The organism is Roseibium suaedae (assembly GCF_900142725.1).
GTDB classification, from domain to species: Bacteria; Pseudomonadota; Alphaproteobacteria; order Rhizobiales; family Stappiaceae; genus Roseibium; species Roseibium suaedae.
On the sequence record NZ_FRBW01000008.1, the window covers coordinates 1 to 16,917 of the forward strand.

General features: G+C 58.3%; 17 protein-coding genes. 3 read left to right on the top strand and 14 right to left on the bottom strand.

The features are described from left to right. The 5 genes from BUA94_RS21910 to BUA94_RS21930 all read right to left on the bottom strand — a co-directional run. A partial coding sequence (locus tag BUA94_RS21910) for a TRAP transporter large permease (protein ID WP_073015522.1) occupies nt 1-902 on the bottom strand: 902 nt, incomplete at its 3' end. A 76-nt stretch (nt 903-978) separates the two neighbouring features. Beyond that, nucleotides 979-1,974, bottom strand: coding sequence for a TRAP transporter substrate-binding protein (locus BUA94_RS21915; RefSeq protein ID WP_235860673.1), 996 nt, complete (start codon nt 1,972-1,974; stop codon nt 979-981). 30 nt (nt 1,975-2,004) lie between these two features. Then, nucleotides 2,005-2,490 (bottom strand): TRAP transporter small permease, encoded by a 486-nt coding sequence (locus BUA94_RS21920; protein ID WP_073015524.1) that lies wholly within the window; start codon nt 2,488-2,490, stop codon nt 2,005-2,007. Nucleotides 2,491-2,526: 36 nt separating this feature from the next. Further along, nucleotides 2,527-3,666: an FAS1-like dehydratase domain-containing protein gene (locus tag BUA94_RS21925; protein WP_073015525.1), complete on the bottom strand. Its 1,140-nt coding sequence runs from the start codon at nt 3,664-3,666 to the stop codon at nt 2,527-2,529. 35 nt (nt 3,667-3,701) lie between these two features. Continuing rightward, nucleotides 3,702-5,261 carry an acetate--CoA ligase gene (locus BUA94_RS21930; RefSeq protein ID WP_073015526.1) on the bottom strand — a complete coding sequence of 520 codons (1,560 nt, stop codon included), beginning with the start codon at nt 5,259-5,261 and terminating at the stop codon, nt 3,702-3,704. Nucleotides 5,262-5,412: 151 nt separating this feature from the next. Here BUA94_RS21930 and BUA94_RS21935 point away from each other — a divergent pair, with 151 nt between their 5' ends. The 3 genes from BUA94_RS21935 to BUA94_RS21945 are packed head-to-tail and all read left to right on the top strand — an operon-like array spanning nt 5,413 to nt 7,856. Beyond that, entirely contained in the window at nt 5,413-6,192 is a 780-nt protein-coding gene (locus BUA94_RS21935; protein ID WP_073015601.1) for an IclR family transcriptional regulator, read from the top strand. 3 nt (nt 6,193-6,195) lie between these two features. Then, on the top strand, nt 6,196-6,624 hold the full coding sequence (locus BUA94_RS21940) for a PaaI family thioesterase (protein WP_208980200.1): 429 nt from the start codon (nt 6,196-6,198) through the stop codon (nt 6,622-6,624). After that, nucleotides 6,621-7,856: a CaiB/BaiF CoA transferase family protein gene (locus BUA94_RS21945; RefSeq protein ID WP_073015527.1), complete on the top strand. Its 1,236-nt coding sequence runs from the start codon at nt 6,621-6,623 to the stop codon at nt 7,854-7,856. The genes BUA94_RS21940 and BUA94_RS21945 overlap by 4 nt, the downstream gene beginning before the upstream one ends. A gap of 247 nt (nt 7,857-8,103) precedes the next feature. Here BUA94_RS21945 and BUA94_RS21950 read toward each other — a convergent pair whose 3' ends face one another. The 9 genes from BUA94_RS21950 to BUA94_RS21990 all read right to left on the bottom strand — a co-directional run bounded on the left by BUA94_RS21950 (nt 8,104) and on the right by BUA94_RS21990 (nt 16,897). Beyond that, nucleotides 8,104-9,057, bottom strand: a complete 954-nt coding sequence (locus BUA94_RS21950; RefSeq protein WP_073015528.1) for an SMP-30/gluconolactonase/LRE family protein — start codon at nt 9,055-9,057, stop codon at nt 8,104-8,106. Nucleotides 9,058-9,060: 3 nt separating this feature from the next. Then, nucleotides 9,061-10,353 carry a TRAP transporter large permease gene (locus BUA94_RS21955; protein ID WP_073015529.1) on the bottom strand — a complete coding sequence of 431 codons (1,293 nt, stop codon included), beginning with the start codon at nt 10,351-10,353 and terminating at the stop codon, nt 9,061-9,063. Nucleotides 10,354-10,359: 6 nt separating this feature from the next. Then, on the bottom strand, nt 10,360-10,872 hold the full coding sequence (locus tag BUA94_RS21960) for a TRAP transporter small permease (RefSeq protein ID WP_073015530.1): 513 nt from the start codon (nt 10,870-10,872) through the stop codon (nt 10,360-10,362). A 1-nt stretch (nt 10,873) separates the two neighbouring features. Continuing rightward, a complete protein-coding gene (gene dctP, locus BUA94_RS21965; RefSeq protein WP_073015531.1) occupies nt 10,874-11,848 on the bottom strand; it encodes a TRAP transporter substrate-binding protein DctP in 975 nt (324 codons plus the stop codon). A gap of 60 nt (nt 11,849-11,908) precedes the next feature. Then, nucleotides 11,909-12,853, bottom strand: a complete 945-nt coding sequence (locus BUA94_RS21970) for a tripartite tricarboxylate transporter substrate binding protein (RefSeq protein ID WP_073015532.1) — start codon at nt 12,851-12,853, stop codon at nt 11,909-11,911. Nucleotides 12,854-12,867: 14 nt separating this feature from the next. Then, a complete protein-coding gene (locus tag BUA94_RS21975) occupies nt 12,868-13,893 on the bottom strand; it encodes an amidohydrolase family protein (protein WP_073015533.1) in 1,026 nt (341 codons plus the stop codon). Between the two features lie 3 nt (nt 13,894-13,896). Beyond that, complete coding sequence (locus tag BUA94_RS21980; RefSeq protein WP_073015534.1) at nt 13,897-15,405, bottom strand: tripartite tricarboxylate transporter permease; 1,509 nt, start codon at nt 15,403-15,405, stop codon at nt 13,897-13,899. A 7-nt stretch (nt 15,406-15,412) separates the two neighbouring features. Continuing rightward, the gene (locus BUA94_RS21985; protein WP_073015535.1) at nt 15,413-15,874 is read right to left on the bottom strand and encodes a tripartite tricarboxylate transporter TctB family protein; all 462 of its coding nucleotides are present in this window, start codon (nt 15,872-15,874) and stop codon (nt 15,413-15,415) included. A 66-nt stretch (nt 15,875-15,940) separates the two neighbouring features. Further along, a complete protein-coding gene (locus BUA94_RS21990; protein ID WP_073015536.1) occupies nt 15,941-16,897 on the bottom strand; it encodes a Bug family tripartite tricarboxylate transporter substrate binding protein in 957 nt (318 codons plus the stop codon). Nucleotides 16,898-16,917 lie beyond the last annotated feature (20 nt).

Consider the following 16,917-nt stretch of genomic DNA (forward strand, 5'->3'; position numbering starts at 1 on the left):
GTGATGCGGGTGAAGGCCAGATAGTTCGAGAAGATTGCAGAGCAGGCAACGATCGTGACGATCATGACCGTGGCACGGATCGCTCCGCTGACCGACTTGTTGAACTGCACGAAGGTCAGAGATCGCTGGAACAGAACGATAATCAGCGACCCCATTACCCCGAGCGCTGCCGCTTCCGAAGGTGAGGCAATCCCGCCATAGATTGCGCCAATCACCGCCACCATAAGAAGGATCATCGGAATGACGTGCCGGCTGTCCCTGACGGCCTTGTTCAAAACAAAAGGATCGCCTTTCGGCGCCTGGTCGGTCGTATTGGCTATAAATTTGATGACGACTGCGAGCCCTGCCGCAGTAAGAAGACCCGGAATGATACCGGCGATAAACAGCTTGCCGATCGATGTTTCCGTCAAGACACCGTATACCACAAGTACGATCGACGGAGGAACGACCACCGCAAGCGTACCGCCGACACTGACGACTGCAGCTGCCAGCCGGTCGGAATATCTGTGCGCACGCATTTCCGGGAAGGCGGAAGCTGCCATTGCAGCGGTGGAAGCCGTTGAGCTGCCGACAAGGGCAGCAAGAATGACCGAGGCGCCGACAGTGGCGATTGCAAGCCCACCGCGAACATGCCCGACCCAGGATTGGCAGGCAATGATGGCCCGCCGGGTCACATCCCCTGCTGTCAGCAACTCCGCCATCAGAATGAAGAGCGGCACCGCCACGAGAATGAAAGAGGCGGATGAATCGAAGAATGTCCGCTCAAGGACTGCCAGCGCCGGGCGTATTCCAAGTTGAGCCGCAAGCCCAAGCGTTCCGGCAATTCCCATGGCGAAGGCAATGGGCACCCGGTTGACCATGAGGGCAGCCAACACGGTCAGAATAACGAGAAATGTAAGCATCGAGGCGGGCGAGCTCCATAACGGGGTGGTCGGCCGCAAGGGCGGCCGTCCTGTTCCGTGGGATGATGATGCCGGATTACTTGGTGGTGATTTCGCGATAGGTGTCCAGGACAGCCTGGGCCTTCTCGTTTCCGATCCGGTTCACCCAATCAACACTCACCGCGCCGAGCGCTTCGCCCACCGCAGCCAGTTCCTCATCCGTGAACTGATAGGTGTCGATGCCTGCGGCCTTCCACTCCTCGACGAAACTGGCAACAGACTCGTCCTGGGCTTTTGCTACATGTGTGGCGGTTTCTGCCCCCAGCTTGATCATGTCCGCTTTCACGGTCTCGGGCAGCCCGTCGAAGACGCTGGTCTGCACGACCATGACAAAGCTGTAGCCTCCAAAGGAGCCGTTGGTGGAAATATGGCTGACGACCTCGTTCAGCTTGTAGCCAGGAACCGATGCGAGCGGAAACAGGACCGCATCCAGCCTGCCCCGTTCGATGGCCGTGTAGACTTCCGGCCCGGGGATCGAGATGCCGACACCGCCAAGAGCGCGCGCTGTCATGGACTGGGTGGAGCCAGAGGTTCGAATGTCCTTTGACACCCAGTCTGCAGGTTTGCCGAGCCGCTCCTTCGCAAGCACCTGATACGGCGGCAACACGAAGCCGAAGATCGGTGTCACGCCCGCCGCCATGATTTCGTCCCGCAGCGGCCCTTCCTTTAGCATTTCCTGCAGGGCATCAGTGCCTTGTTCCGCCGATCCATAAAAGCCGGGCAAGGCCACCACCGAATTCAACGGCAGGACATCGGCGTGATACGGCGTGCCGAGCAAGGCGGCGTCCAGAATGCCGTTGCGGACCGCATCCAACTGCGCGTCTGCCTTGGTGGCCTGCTGGGCGGGAAAATGCTCAAACTTGATCGCCCCGCCGGTCGCCTTTTCAACTGCGGCCATCCACTTGGTCGTCCCCTCGAGAGACACGATGTGGCTGGTCGACTGGAAGTCGCCAAGCCTCAAGGTTTCTGCCTGTGCAGATGCCATTCCGAGTGCCAGTACGGCCGAAACGGCCGCCAGAAACTTATTCGTCATTTGCATAACATCTCCTCCCAATTGATGCCTTCACTGCCCTGCGACGTCGCCTCTCCTCCAAGCGTCGTGCAGCAGCCTCACAACCAGAACGCCAGATCCCAGGGGGATGACGGCATAGGCCCACCCAAGCGGCCAGTCGATGACCCCGTATTCCACATCGCCGTGCAGGATGGCTTTCATGGCGAATTTCCCGGACATCCAGGTGACCCCGGCAAAGAACACTGCAGGCAGGATCAGGCGCAGCTTGGAGATCAGGGTCCCGAACAGACCGGGCAAGTGTTCAGGCATGAACTCCAGCGCCAGATGGCCGCCGTCGCGGAACACCCGCGACAGCGACAAGGTGGCCAGGGCCGGCATCAGATACAGCTCGGTCAACTCGAACTGGATCTGAACCGGCCGGTTCGCAACCAGACGCAGAATGATGTCCGCGTTGATCAGAACCGCCACGGCGACAAGGCTCAGGCAGCCCGCCAGATGCAGGATGTCCTCCAATTTTCGCAGAGTTCTTTCAAACATCGGCCGAGCCTCCCTTGCCGTCGGCGAACCCTGATGTCAGCGCTTCGGCAATTCGACGATTGCCGAGCCGATTGCGGACAGTTCCCCGTCCTGCTGTTCGGCGCGTTGCTGAACCTCGACGAGAAAATGGCCGTTTTCCTCGAATTTGCGCGAAACCGTCCCGCGAATGAGAATGATGTCGCCTTCCGGATTGTGACGGCGCACCTGACATTTTGCCTGGCGCAGGAACCCGTCATCTCCCATCCAGTTCGTGATCTGATGGGTGAGCCAGGATGTGCGCTCGGGACCGTAGTCATAAGCGCCCGGAGCACCGACCTCGAGGGCGAATTCTTCTTCCCAATGGACACGCTCGGGACAATCCGGAATGCCGTAACGGTTCTTCGGTCCGGCGCTCGGATGCTTCTGCTGAAGCTGCCAGGCCAGCTTGTTGGCGCGGATGTACAGGCCACCCCAGCCCTGGGCATAAGCGATGAAGCCTGTGGCAGTCATCGGCCCCTTCACCATGACAGGCAGCTCCTCGCCCTCCTTCACGTCATCCCAATACCGGGCTTCCGCACCGCGAACGGTCTCCTGTTCGTAGTACTTGTAAAAGCCGTCAAGCTCAGCCTGGGTCCAGACGCGGCGCCCCTTTGCTTTCGCTTCCGTGTATTTGGTGCCGTTCTCGCGCGCCTGATCACGGTCCGTGCGGAAGCACCAGCTGTCTGCGTCCGCAACCAGCTCTCCGGTCTTCGCGTCGTAGAAATCGACATGATAGATCTGCTGAACGGCACGGCCGGCAAACCGGGTGTCATGCTCGACCAGATCCTTCAGCACGGCCTCGGTGCGAAACTCCATGTTGCGGGTGATGGTCTTGTGCCAAGTCCAGTTTGCGCCGGACCACATGGCATGAACGCCCGGCAGGCCGCCCACGTAGCCGGAAATGATCCGGTTGGTCGCAAACAGGAAGCTTGGCAGCGCAATCACGTCGCCATACTTGGTGGTCTTCGCGTATTCCGGGTCACACCAGAGCGGGTTGTCATCGCCAATCCCGTGCGCGTAATGCCGGATATTGTCCCGGGTTGCCTCATAGCACCAGGGCTCGACCGTCTTCTCGATCTTTACGCCGACGCGTTCGCGGAGTTCGTCCAGTCCTTCCTGCGTGATGCGCGGAAATTTCTTCTGTTCCATATAGTCCATTCCATTTCTCCCTAGTCATTTCACTCAAGGTTCGCCTATTCGGCGGCTTCACATTTCTTCGCTTCCAGATCCCTCAGGATCTTGCGGTTGACCTTCCCCGCCGGCGTCTTGGGCAGCTCGTCGACAAATTCGATCTGGCGGGGATATTCGTGGCGGGCGAGGCGTGCGCGGACGTGGTTCTGGATCTCTTCGACCAGCCCCGGCGTCTGTGCAGCCTTGAGAATGATGTAGGCCTTGACCACCAGGCCTCTGAGCGCATCGGGGGCGCCAATCACGCCGCATTCGGCGACAGCGGGATGGCTGAGAATCGCGTCTTCAACCTCGACTGCGCCAATGGTCCAGCCCGCAGAGATGATCACGTCATCGGCTCGGCCGCCGTGATAGAAATAGCCGTCCTCGTCAACGCGCCCCAGGTCCTTGGTCGGGAACCACTCACCGCGCTTGCGGACCATCAGTTCGCCCGTTTCCCCCGGTGCAGCAGGTGTGCCGTCCGCACGGTGAACTTCGACTTCTACGCCCGGAACGGCCTTGCCCATGGCCCCGTCGCGCACTTCCAGGTCATCCGCCCCCGGATAGTTCGCAATGATGACGCCAATTTCCGTGGTGCCGTACATCGAGCGAACCTTGATGCCGAAGACCTCCTCGACATAGGCGGCGGTTTCTGAATCGATGGGCTCGCCGGTGAAGGAGAGCTTTTCGAGGCAATAGGAAAAGTCCCTCGCCTTTCCGGAGTTGCGCATCATCCTGTAGTGGGTGGCCGCAGCCGTCAGGTTGGTGATGCGGAAGTCCTGAAGGGCCTTCAGCAAACGGACAGGATCGAATTTCCCGCTGAACGTGCCCGTGGAAACGCCCATCGCCAGAGGGGCAAGCGTCCCATGCCACAGACCATGCCCCCAGGCGGGAGAGGACGGGCAGAAGAAACGGTCTCCCGGACGGATACCGGTTGCGTAGAGCGCGGCAACCATTAGCGTGACGATGGACTGATGATTGTGCAGCACGGCAGCCGGCAAGGCTCTTGTCGTGCCGGATGTGTATTGAAGAACGGCCAGATCGCTGCCTGCCGTGTCCCAATCAAAGGTTTCCGGCAAGCCCATGAGCCCATCCAGAAACGCCTGATCGACGATGGTCACGTTCCGGGCACCAGCCTCAATGGCATCAGGCGCTTTTTCAGCGTTGGTGAAGAAGATGGCGGGTTTGCAGTCCTCGGCGCGCAGCCGGATTCCGTCGGGTCCGAACAGGGAGAACATGGGCACGGCCACGGCCCCTGCCTTGATCACCCCAAACATCGCGCAATAGAACGGCAAGGACGGTTCGATCATCACCGCAACCCGATCCCCTTTCCGGATGCCTTGCCCCCTGAGGTAGTGGGCGATCTGGGACGACCGGCGGGCAATTTCTGAAAAGGTGATGACCTCGTCTGCGCCGTCGGCATGGGCAACCCGCAGGGCAACCCTGCCCTCCTCCACATGCCGGTCGATGCATTCGTGGGCGATGTTGAAGCGCTCCCGGCGACCGTCGAACAGCTCCCAAAGCCCCTCCTTCGAGTAGTGCTTCTGCGCGTCAGCGTAAGACGTGAATTCCGTCAGTCGGGTCATTCTTGTCTGCCTTCCCAATCTCGTCTTCAGACCACCGCGAGGTGTCCGTCTATCCGTTGACAACGGTAGAGATCACAGGCATCTATTGTCAATACGCTATTATTATTGTATATATACAATGAAAATGATGGCGACAAAGGTGATGCAGCCAATGGAAGAGCAGACAAAATCGACGAAGCGAGATGTTCCGGCAGTGACGAGAGCGCTTGCAATTCTGCGGTTTCTCGCCCGATCTCCGGAACCGGTGGGGGTCAACCCGATCGCGCGGGAACTGGATCTGGTGCCAAGCACCTGTCTGCACATTCTGCGCGTCTTGCAGGATGAGGGACTGGTCGACTTCGATTCGAAAACGAAGCGGTATTCGATCGGGATCGGCATCTTGCCGCTGGCCCGATCAGCGCTTCAGCGCAACACGTTCTCCAGTCTGGTCCAGCCCAGACTGTCCGATCTGTCGAAGAAGTTCGGCGTCACCAGCATTGCCACACAGCTCTCCGAGCCGGGGCAGATGGTCGTTGTGGCACTCTCCCAATCGAGCATGCCCTTCCGTCTCCAGGTCGATCTCGGAAGCCGGTTTCCAGCCTTGATCAGTGCGACCGGCAGGTTGTTCGCGGCCCATAACCCGCGGGACGAAGAGACCGTTCGGCGAGAATTCGAGAAGCTCGTCTGGGATCATCCACCCAGCTACGACACCTGGAAGGAAGAGGTTCGCGAAGCCCGCGAGCGCGGCTTTGCCGTAGACCAGGGCATCTACATTTCCGGTGTGACGGTGGTGGCAGTTCCGGTCTTCGACGGCACCGGACGGATGGTTCGCTCCATCGTGGCGATCGGCATTTCCGAGCGCCTGCAGAACAAGGAAATTCCCAAGCTCGCCAAGGCGATGCAGGCCATTCGTGACCACATTCAAGACACGCAGATTGAAACAGGGAGCTAGGCAGTGCTGACGCAGGACATCGTTCCGGAGGGCTGGAAAGCCGCAAGAATAGACGGGTTCATCGGGCTCATGGGACCGCTGCTCCGCGCCACAGACCAGGGCGACCAGGATCGATATGCGCTCCAGACAGACGAACGGCACACTAATGCCATCGGCCTGATCCACGGCGGCGTGCTGACAAGTCTGTTGGATCAGGTCATGGCCATCAGCGCCTGGAGGGCCGCAGATCGGCGCCCCACCGTGACGGTGCAAATGGAAACCAGGTTTCTGAGTGCGGCCAAAGCGGGCGACTTTCTCGAAATGGAAGCCCGCATCCGGCACAAGACACAATCGATGATCTTTGCAGAAGCGGAAATCTCAGGGCCAAGTGGCGTTGTTGCGGCCGCCTCCTGCGTCCTCAAGGTCACGTCGAAAGAGGGCGTCCAGAAATGACCCAACCGGAAACAGCATCCCCGACAGGGCCGCTTGCGGGCCTCAAGGTTCTCGATTTCTCGCGCATTCTGTCCGGCCCTTATGCCAGCATGGTGCTTGCGGATTTCGGGGCGGAGGTCATCAAGGTTGAGCCCATTGGAACCGGCGATGAAACCCGCAATTTCCCCCCGTTCCAGGAGGGCCTGAGCCACTATTACATGGCTCTGAACCGGAGCAAGAAGAGCATTGCCCTGGATCTGAAATCACTGGAAGGCGTGAAGATCGCACGGGAACTTGCGCGTCAGAGCGATATCGTCCTGGAGAATTTCCGGCCCGGTGTTATGGAGCGTCTCGGCCTTGGATACGAGACGCTGAAGGAGGACAACGAGCGTCTGATCTACTGCTCGATCACAGGGTTTGGCCAGAACAGCCCGCATGGCAACAAACCCGCTTTCGACATCGTGGCTCAAGCCCTGTCCGGTGTCATGAGTGTCAATCGGGAGCCCGGACAGGCGCCGAACAAGCTCGGCATTCCGCTCGGCGACATGGCCGGCAGCATCTTTTCCCTGTTTGGCCTTCTGGCCGCCTTACATGAGCGCAACGCAACAGGCAAGGGACGCCACGTCGAAGTCGCGATGCTCGACAGCCTCATTGCGATGCAAGGCTATCTGTCCCAGATCTACTTCGTGACGGGTAAGAGCCCGCAGCCGGTGGGAACCCAGCATCCGAGCATCGTGCCTTACGGCTCGTTCCCGACTGCCGACGGCCATGTCATTGTGGCCTGTCTCACCGAGCGGTTCTGGCACAATTTCGCGCGGTGCCTTGACCTTGAACATCTCATCTCGGATCCGCGCTTTGCTCTTTACCAGCAGCGCCTTGATAACCGTGACCAGCTGGAACCGCTCATCCATGCTCGCATGAAGCAGGAAACAACGGCTTACTGGCTGGAAAGTCTCGAGAAATTTGACGTGCCCAGTGCACCCATCCTGTCCATCGGCGAGGCTCTTGACCAGCCCCATGCCATCGAACGCGGCTTGATCGAAACGGTCAGTCACCCACAGGTGGGAGACATCAGGCTGGTGCGGGGACCGGTGCGTTTCGATGGCATGGCGCCCTCTGCCAGCAGGGCTCCAAGCCTTCTCGGCGCTGACAGTGCGGAGATTCTCGCAGACGTTCTCGGCTATAGGGCCGAGGAGATCGCAAGACTCGCCAAAGCCGCAGTGGTTAGCCTCAATGATTCTTCCTCACGGTAGGAAAAGCAAAGTTCGAAGAAGCACAACAGCGCCACTCTGCCTGTTGGTTCTGTCTCCCGCGGATAAACTAGCGTCAATCTGGCGTCTGCGCTGCCAGGACCAGCTTTTGAGCACGCTTCCGGAGTAAAAATCGGAGTGACCACTCGTGCGGGTGGGGTCAATACTGCGTCATCGCTGCTTGGCTCCTTTGCTTGGCACAAGCGCTCGGCAGAGATCGGCGAGGTTTGTCCTTGTGTGCTCCAAGCGACTAGTTACCTGCTCCAGAGAACATCGATGCGCCCGAAATCTGCAGCTCTTCCGGGAACTCAACCTTCAGGATGCAGCCGCTGTCCGATTCAGTGATGAAGAGTGTTCTGCCTTCCGGACCGCCAAAGGCGCAGTTGGTCGTACCCAGTCCACGAAGCGATCTAACAACGGCGATCGGGCGCCCAAGTTCATCATGAACCCAGACCAGGCCCATGCCTGTCTGGCAGACGACGACGCCATTTTGCGAGGTTAGCGCGAGACCATCCGGTCCAGCGCGCCCGCCTGAAAATTGAATGAAGAGGCCAGCCTTGTTTACCCGGCCGCTCGGAGACAAAGGCAGACGCCAGACCGCATTGGCTCGTGTTACGGCGAGGTAGAGCACATGCTCGTTGATGTCGAGAACCAGCCCGTTTGGGCTCGGCACCTTGTCGATCAGGCATGTCAGACTACCGGTCTCAGGTTGCCACCTATAGACCCGGCCTGTTGGATCCTGAAGCCCGGTCTGGCCCTGGTCCGTGAAATAAAGTGCGCCATCCCTGCCGAAATGCAAGTCGTTGCAGCCCTTGAACCCTTCGGTGTCACAGTCACGCAGCGCATGTGATACCTGCCCCGTCTCCGGGTCCAGTTGCATGATCCCGTTCTGGAAATCGGCAATGAAGATCCTGCCATCGCGATGGATCTTCAATCCGTTCGGCTGCCCTTCATATTCGGCAATTTGACGGACCGAACCTGACGGATCAGCGCGGAATATCCGGCCGAACGGAATATCGACGAACCAAAGATTGCCACTTCGGTCGAACGAAGGGCCCTCCAGAAAGCAGTCAACAGCCTGTCCGCGTCTGTTGCGCTCTGCCCAGTAGGAAGAGACACCACCGCGCCGGAAAGTCTCAGGCAGTTCCGTGAAGACTTCCGCATGAAGCACGACGGGTTCAGGAAAGGGATATGTAGCAGTCATGGGCTATCCGAGGGTGAGAGACGGAAAGAACAGAGCGATCTGAGGGAATGCGATCAGCAAGAGCATGAACGCGACAATGATGCCGAAGAATGGCAGAACACCCATGATAACGTCTTCGACCTTTACCTTGTCCGACGAACTTGCCACCACGAAGAGAATGACCCCAAGTGGCGGTGTAAGCTGCCCAAGTTCCACCAGGATCACCACGAAAACACCAAACCAGACAGGATCGACGTTCAAGGCCATCAGGGCGGGAAAAATGACGGGAACGATGATCGCAATCATTCCCAGCCCCTCCATGAAGCAGCCGAGGATGGCGAAGGTGACCATGATGATCAGCAGAAAGGTCACGCGGGACACATTGGCCGAAGCCAATGCCGACACCAGACTTTCTCCGACGCCGGACAAGGCTGTGGCATAGGCGAAGATCATGGACGTGAAGACGACGAAGAGGATGTTGCCGCTCATCGATGCGGTCCGGCCTAGAGCCTCGGAAATCAGCCTGAAGCTCAATTTCCGGTAGAGGCCGGTGATTGCGATGGCCCCGACCACTCCAACGGCGCCCGCTTCGGTCGGCGTTGCAAATCCACCGTAGATGCTGCCAAGAACGATCAAAATCAGAATAAGAAACGGCAGAATGTCGAGGAGCGCGGCGCCAAGTTCGCGCGGTGTAGCGCGCCTTTGATCCCTGGGGGCAAGGCCGGGGCTCATAAGCACCCGCACAGCAATGAACGACATATAGAACAAGGCGAGCAATATCCCCGGGATCAAACCTGCCGCGAAAAGCCGGGCAATCGAAGTCTCGGTGAAAGTGGCGTAGATGATCATTGTGATCGAGGGCGGGATGAGAATCCCTAGCGTGCCGCCGGCGGCAAGAGACCCGGCAACAATCCGTTTGTCATAGCCCCGCGCAGACAGTTCCGGCAATGCCACGGTCGACATGGCTGCAGCCGTTGGTGCGCTGCCTCCGGAAATCGCCGCGAAAATGCCGCTTCCTGCAATGTTGGTATGTAGCAAGCCCCCCGGCAGGCGGCGAACGAAGGGAGCCACACCGTTGTAAAGCCTGGTCGAAAGGCCGGAGCCCAGCAGGATTTCGGCCATCAGAACGAAGAGCGGGATTGCCGCAAGCGTGAAGCTGTTTGCTGCCCCCCAGCTCACAATTCCGAGTGCCTTCCAGCCGGCAAAGCCTTTCAGGAGCCAGATATAAAAAAGCCCCGCGCCAGCGACGGCAAATTGAACCCACATTCCCCCGAGGATCAGACCGATCAAGAGGCCGAATGCCAGAATTGCGTCCATCTGATCCTACCTCTTGAACCTGTCGAAGGTCAGCAGGAGCTGCTCGACCAGAAATACGCCGATCAATGCGAAGCCTGCCGGCATCAGCAATTGCGGGATCCAGAGCGGCGTCCGCAATACGGTCGCCGCGAATTTTCCGCGCGAGAGAGAACTCAGCATGAGGTCGTTCGTCTTGACCATCAGAGCCAGGCAAATGACGAGAGCACCAAGGGCGAACCCCCGCATGATCCAGGCCGCGGCGGACTTCGGGAGCCTGTCGAACAAGAACTGGACCTGGAACAATGTGCCGCCGCGAAGCGCGAGTGCCGCGCCGAAGAACGTCAGCATCACCACGCAATAGCCTGTGACTTCTTCGGCAAAGCCAAGCGAGTGATTGAAGGCACTTCGAAGAAACGCCTCCCCGCAAACAAGGATGACCAGAAAGGCGAGCACAGCAGCCGTGGCGGCTTTTGCCACCACGGCGATGCCGTCGAACACCGCACCGGCCGATTTTGACCTGACTGCCGAGTTCGGTTCCATCTTATTTCCCAATCGCGGTTCGAACGGTCTTCAGGGCTTCTTCATATTCCGGACCGTTTTCCTTCGCCCAGGCTTCCCAGAAGGGCGCAAGTTTCTCGCGCGCCGCCGCCATGTCACCGTCAGCAGCATCAACAAGTGTCATGCCAGCAGCCGCCTGAGATTTCATTTCAACGGCCTCGTCAGCAGTGAAGGCAATAGTGGTTTCCGGCCCCTCCTCGGCCACGATCTTGCGCAGGATCTCCTGATCCTTCTCGCTCAAAGCTGCAAAGGAATCCGAATTGGCAATGATCATGGAGTTCCCGTAATTGACGGGGAAACGGTAGTTGAAGGGCAGGAACTCGTGCCAATTCTTGGCTCCGCCTGCACTTGCCGTCAGAACGCCCTCGATAACGCCACGCTCCAGTGCAGTGGGCACTTCACTACCCGAAAGTGTGATCGGCGCACCGCCAAACTCCTCGACAAACCTGCCCTGTTCTGGCGAAGTCACGCGGATCTTATGCCCCTTCAGGTCAGCCAGGTTTTTCATTTCGAAGGTGGTGAAGATCGTCTGCTCAGGATACCGGTAGCCGCCAAGCAGGACGACTCCCTGATCGGCAAAGGCCTTGTCTAGGATCGGTTCCAGCGCCTCCGAGGCTTTGGCCCATTCATCATCATTTTCGATCAGCATGGGCAGGTTCAGCACACGGGCGATCGGTACGCTGCCAGAGAAGAAGAAATCTGCGGCAAAGTCGACAATGCCATCCCCAACCGCCTGCGTGATATCGGAAGACGCGATCTGAAGCGTCTTGCCGAGATGCAACTCGATCTTCAGCTCGCCGCTCGTTTCGTTCTCGACACGCTCCACAATGCGGTTCATCCCCTTGACCGCTGACGTGGTCGATACCGCTGAGTAAGTATAGCCAGTCCAATCCGTAGCATGGGCAACCGTCACAGATGCGGCCACGGCAGCAATGGCGCCGAGCATAGTAATCTTCATAATTTTTCCTCCAGCTGAATCAATTGGTATGAGGCTGAGTGCCGGCTTTGCGGCCTGCCATTATTTCCAGGGCGTCTTCTCCCAGAGCGCGCCCACAATGTTGTCCTGCGACTTTGCGATATCCCTGAATGTTTCCCCGTCGGCAAAGGCGATGGGGTTACCCTGCCCTGCCATCGTCTTCTGAAACTCTTCATTCTTGTTCACGGCAATCAGCGCGTCTTGCAGCACCCCGGAAACCTCTGAACTCATGCCGGCTGGCCCCACAATGCCGCGCAAGGACGACATGTTGACGTTGTAGCCGAGCTCTTTTGCCGTTGGCACGTCCGGCCGGAAGGACGAGCGCTCCTCGGAGAGAACAGCAAGAACTCTGAGCTCATTCTTGAATTCTGTCGTCTGGCTGAGCGCCATTGTGCCTGCGGCCACGTGCCCGCCAAGCAGAGCCGTCCGGGCCATCGCGGCGCCCTTGAAAGGAACCAGCGTGAACTCGGCGCCGGATGCATCTGCCATCATGTTGGCCGCGAAGTGATCGTTGCCGCCAAGAGAGGACAATCCGAAAGTGATCGAGCCGGGATTTTCCTTGGCCGATGCCAGCAGTTCGTCCAGCGTCTTGAACTGCGACGATTGACTCACAACGACCGTATTGGGATCGTCTACGAAGTTCGCCAAATAAGTGAAACTTTCAGCATTGTAGTCCGCCTTGCGATCCTTCGTGAGCGCCAGGGCAGCAGGTAAATTGAATGTGCCTAGTGTGTAGCCGTCCGGCGCCGCATGGGCCACTTCGGTGAAACCGATCTGGCCACCAGCTCCCGGCATGTTCTTGACGATGACCGACGCCCCGTTTCCAAGCTCCTTTTCCAGAAACTTGGCAACGGTCCGGGCCATCACGTCAGTGCCTCCGCCCGCAGAATAGCCCACAATGATCTCAATGGGCTTTTCCGGAAATTCCGCCAAAGCGGGTACTGCGGAAAGCGCTGTGATTGCGAGCGCCGCAAGTATGTGTTTCATGACTTAGTCCTCCCTCAGTCATTTACGAAAATCTGATCGTCTATGCGGTAGGTGCGAGCAGCAGTCCGCCAAAAAAGGTCGTCGCGCTCACTCTGATCAAAGTCAGCCGACAGCCGCTTGAAGGCGTTCCAGAGCGTGCGGTAGGCAAACTGACCCTTGTCGACCGGGAAATTGCTCTCGAACATTGCGCGCTGTGGTCCGAAGCACTCGAGGCATGCAGAAAAATAGGGTGCCCAGTCCGAAGCGAGCACGGATGACTGTGGCGGTACCGGCGCATCTGCATAGCGGTAGCCCATGACCGACAAACCAAAGCCGCCGATCTTGAGTCGCGTATTGGAAAGACTGGCCAGGCGTTGCAATGCCTTGCGCCACTCCTCGAAAGCCGCGGGGCTGCGTCGATCATAAGGACCAACGCTCAAGGGACCTCCGCAGTGATCGACAATGATCGACAACTCCGGCAAGGCTTTGGCTAGAGCAAATACCTCGTCGAGCTGGCTCTGATAGGCCCAGACATCTAGGCTAAGGCCATATTCCGCGACGACCCGTGCGCCTTCAAAGAAGGCGGAGCTGCGCAGCAAGCCATCGGGCGGCGGTGTTGGGTTGGACCTCACCGCCGGATGGGAGTGAAAAGCTGTAGTATTGCGGATGCCCCGCACCAATCCACCGCTGGCATCCATGAGAGCGTCGAGAACCGGCCGAATGCCCTCCCCGAGCTGCAAATCGGCAAATGCTACAATGGCGGCCGGGAAGTTTGGCTGGTTTCCGCACCAGTTCAGAACGGTTTCCACTTCCCCCAGGGGCTGCAGAGCGGCTGGCAAATCCGCCCTGTAACCCGTCCGGCATTGGACAAAAACACTCGCCCTTACGTCATGGCCGGATGCGAGGTCGTCATGCAACTCTTCAGCACGGTAACGGCCTTCGGACCGGTCCCAAAGATGATGATGAGCATCGAGGATCACCTGTTCAGGTGCCAAGACCTCCTCGCTAACCATGGCAAGCCAGTCTTCACGAACCGGAAAATGGGGCGAGCCTCCAGCCATGACTCAGTTTCCTTCCGCCGTCTTGCCATCCTTGGAAAGAAGGCGCTTGATCATCGGACCAACGATGACGGCGACGGTCAGCGCCACAATCACCAAGCTTGTGACGTTGGCGAATAGGATCGACCAGTCACCACGCCCGATACGGAGCGCAAGTCTCAGATTCTCTTCAGCAAAACCCCCAAGAATGAGGCCGAGAACCACCGGTGGCAGCGGGAACTTCAGCTTGTCCATCACGTAGCCGATCGCGCCGAACAGGAGCATCAGGTACACATCGAACATGCGTCCGTGGATGGAATAGACGCCGATCAACATCAGCACGATGATCACGGATCCAAGCAAAGGGCGGGGCAGATTAAGCAACCGCGCGAAGCTGTTGGTTGCGAGCGATCCGCCAAGGAGTACCAAAAGGATTGCCCCAAACAGGAACTGCCACATGAAGCCGAATACAATGTCCGGGTTCTCGCGGAAAAGCATGGGGCCGGGCTGAAGGCCGTGGATCAACAACCCGCCAAGCATCACCGCCGCGACAGCTGTTCCTGGAATGCCAAGGGTGAGCGCAGGAATGAGCGCGGAAGCCGTATCGGCATTGTTCGCCGTCTCGGCTGCTGCAACACCTTCTGGTTCGCCATTGCCCCAGGTGTCAGGCGTGCGGCTGGCGCGTCGAGCCTCGTTATAGGACATGAATGCTGCCATAGAGCCGCCCGCGCCGGGCAGAATGCCGATCCAGATACCGATGATGGATGAGCGAATCCAAGTCTTCCAGAAGCGCTTCATCCTGGGAAGAGCACGCCAGATCGGTTCTGTCCCAAGCTTGCTGCCATTGACCCCGTCGGTCTTGAGCGGCACTTCCAGCAGGTCGATCACTGGCGGCAAGGCATAGAGCCCGACAAGCAGAATGACGATGTTGATGCCATCCAGCATCTCGAGCTGCCCGAATGTGAACCGGTCATTGCCGAAAATCGGATCGGAGCCTATCACCGAGACGAAGACGCCAAAACAGGCGCTGATGAGACCTTTTACCGGATTGCCTCCCAACAGAAAGATGATGCTGGCAAGTCCGAAAATGGCCACCCAAAACACTTCCGAAGGCCCAAAAAGCAATGTGACCCTCGAGAGTGGCGGAGCGAGCACCATCAGCGCAATAGCACTGGCAATCCCGCCAATTGAAGACGAGACAACCGCAACCTGCAGCGCGAACCCGCCCTGCCCCTTCTGTGCCATCGGATACCCGTCAAAGGTCGTGGCAACGGCCGCTGGAGTTCCCGGAATGCGCAGCAGAACGGCAGGAATGGCTCCGCCATACATCGCACCGTTGTAGATACCGGCCATCAACCCAAGTGCGACGAGAGGCGACATTCCGAAGGTAAAGGGAACCAAAACAGAAATTGCCATAGTTGCGCTAAGACCAGGCATAGCACCGACCACAATACCGGCAACGACGCCGACGATCACCGCCATGAAATTGGCAAAGGTGAGAACTTCGGGAAGGGCGTGAAGGAGTTCAGAATACATGATTTGATCACCGTCCCAAGAGTAAGCCCGTAGGGAACTGCTGCGCCATCGCGTAGTCGAAGACCAGGTAGATGGCCCCAACCACAATGAGTGTGGCGGCAGCTAGTCCGAAGAAACTCCTGTATCCAAAGACATGGGCCACCAGCGGCACTGTGATGATGGTGGCCGGATAGAAGCCTATGAGCGACGTGGCTACGACATATGCAATGACTAGCAGGAAGGCCCCGGCCACTCGCCCTGGTGCTTTGGTCATGGGTTTGCTGACATGCCCGGCAGCCGCCTTGCGTTGATCTGAGATCAGAAGAACCGTTGCCAGAACAATCAGGCCAATCAGCATGGCGACCGGCAGCAAAGCCGAGTTTGCTCTGAGCTCCAGAGCTGGGATCAGAAATGCGGCAGCGACTGCGATAATTCCGAGGGCCGTAAGCGTTTCTGGCCGCAGGAGGCGGGATGCGCGAGGTTCAACCATCGAACCGGCTCCATATACGAGGCAAAGGATGACGTGCGGCGACTGAGCCGCACGCCGGACACATGATCAGTTCCAGGGAGTGGTTTCCCAGACTTTCTTCGCCAAGTCGTAGATGTCTTTGGTCATCGCCTTGAAATCATCACCGGTGACAACCTCCACGGGGTTGGCGGTATCCTTCATGGCCTTCAGGAAGTCCGGGTCGTCCTTCAGTTTGGAGAAGGCCATTTCGAGTTTGGATTTTGCATCATCGGGAAGGCCCGCAGGTGCAATGAAACCGCGCATCGCGCCGTTGACCAGATCAAGGCCCTGTTCCTTGAAAGTGGGAAGATCCGGTGCGAAATCGGAGCGCTTGTTAAGCGCAACACCCAATACGTTGAGCTGATCCCTAAATTTAGCAACCTCGGAAATATTTAGGATACCCATCGCAACGTGACCGCCCATCAAGGCCGTACGGGCTGGAGCCGACCCCTTGAAGGGAACAATGGTAAATTCGGTACCGATCAGATTCTGAAGCTTGATCAGGGCGAAATGATCATCCCCGCCAAGACTGGACATACCGACCGTGACCGAACCTGGATTGGCCTTTGCTTCCGCAATCAATTTGTCGAGCGTATCCAGACCGCTTGCCTTCGAGGTTACGATCACGTTCGGATCGTTCACGACGTTGGCGAGGTATGTAAAGCTGTCCAGATCATAGTCAGACTTGCGATCGATGGTCCGCGCCATCATGCCCGGCAAGTTAAACGTACCAAGCGTGTAGCCATCCGGTGCCGCGTTGGCTGCCTGCGTCACTCCGATCTGACCGCTCGCTCCAGGCACGTTCTTGATGACAACACTTGCGCCATCACCAAGATATTTCTCAATAAATGGTGCAACCGTTCGCGCCATGACATCGGTGCCGCCACCCGCGTCGAAACCAACGATGACTTCAATCGGCTTGTCAGGATAATCTGCAGCCTCAGCCGCTCCGGCGGCCAGCAATACTGTTCCTGCGAGCACCGCCTTGCTGATAAATTTCAACATACTCTTCCTCCTCCAGTTGT

Bases quoted from the DNA above. Each gene is read 5' to 3' on its own strand.
- BUA94_RS21920 (WP_073015524.1), bottom strand. From the start codon at position 2,490: ATGTTTGAAAGAACTCTGCGAAAATTGGAGGACATCCTGCATCTGGCG.
- BUA94_RS21945 (WP_073015527.1), top strand. From the start codon at position 6,621: ATGACCCAACCGGAAACAGCATCCCCGACAGGGCCGCTTGCGGGCCTC.
- BUA94_RS21915 (WP_235860673.1), bottom strand. From the start codon at position 1,974: ATGACGAATAAGTTTCTGGCGGCCGTTTCGGCCGTACTGGCACTCGGA.
- BUA94_RS21975 (WP_073015533.1), bottom strand. From the start codon at position 13,893: ATGGCTGGAGGCTCGCCCCATTTTCCGGTTCGTGAAGACTGGCTTGCC.
- BUA94_RS21980 (WP_073015534.1), bottom strand. From the start codon at position 15,405: ATGTATTCTGAACTCCTTCACGCCCTTCCCGAAGTTCTCACCTTTGCC.
- BUA94_RS21935 (WP_073015601.1), top strand. From the start codon at position 5,413: ATGGAAGAGCAGACAAAATCGACGAAGCGAGATGTTCCGGCAGTGACG.
- dctP (WP_073015531.1), bottom strand. From the start codon at position 11,848: ATGAAGATTACTATGCTCGGCGCCATTGCTGCCGTGGCCGCATCTGTG.
- BUA94_RS21925 (WP_073015525.1), bottom strand. From the start codon at position 3,666: ATGGACTATATGGAACAGAAGAAATTTCCGCGCATCACGCAGGAAGGA.
- BUA94_RS21930 (WP_073015526.1), bottom strand. From the start codon at position 5,261: ATGACCCGACTGACGGAATTCACGTCTTACGCTGACGCGCAGAAGCAC.
- BUA94_RS21990 (WP_073015536.1), bottom strand. From the start codon at position 16,897: ATGTTGAAATTTATCAGCAAGGCGGTGCTCGCAGGAACAGTATTGCTG.
- BUA94_RS21985 (WP_073015535.1), bottom strand. From the start codon at position 15,874: ATGGTTGAACCTCGCGCATCCCGCCTCCTGCGGCCAGAAACGCTTACG.
- BUA94_RS21970 (WP_073015532.1), bottom strand. From the start codon at position 12,853: ATGAAACACATACTTGCGGCGCTCGCAATCACAGCGCTTTCCGCAGTA.
- BUA94_RS21950 (WP_073015528.1), bottom strand. From the start codon at position 9,057: ATGACTGCTACATATCCCTTTCCTGAACCCGTCGTGCTTCATGCGGAA.
- BUA94_RS21955 (WP_073015529.1), bottom strand. From the start codon at position 10,353: ATGGACGCAATTCTGGCATTCGGCCTCTTGATCGGTCTGATCCTCGGG.
- BUA94_RS21960 (WP_073015530.1), bottom strand. From the start codon at position 10,872: ATGGAACCGAACTCGGCAGTCAGGTCAAAATCGGCCGGTGCGGTGTTC.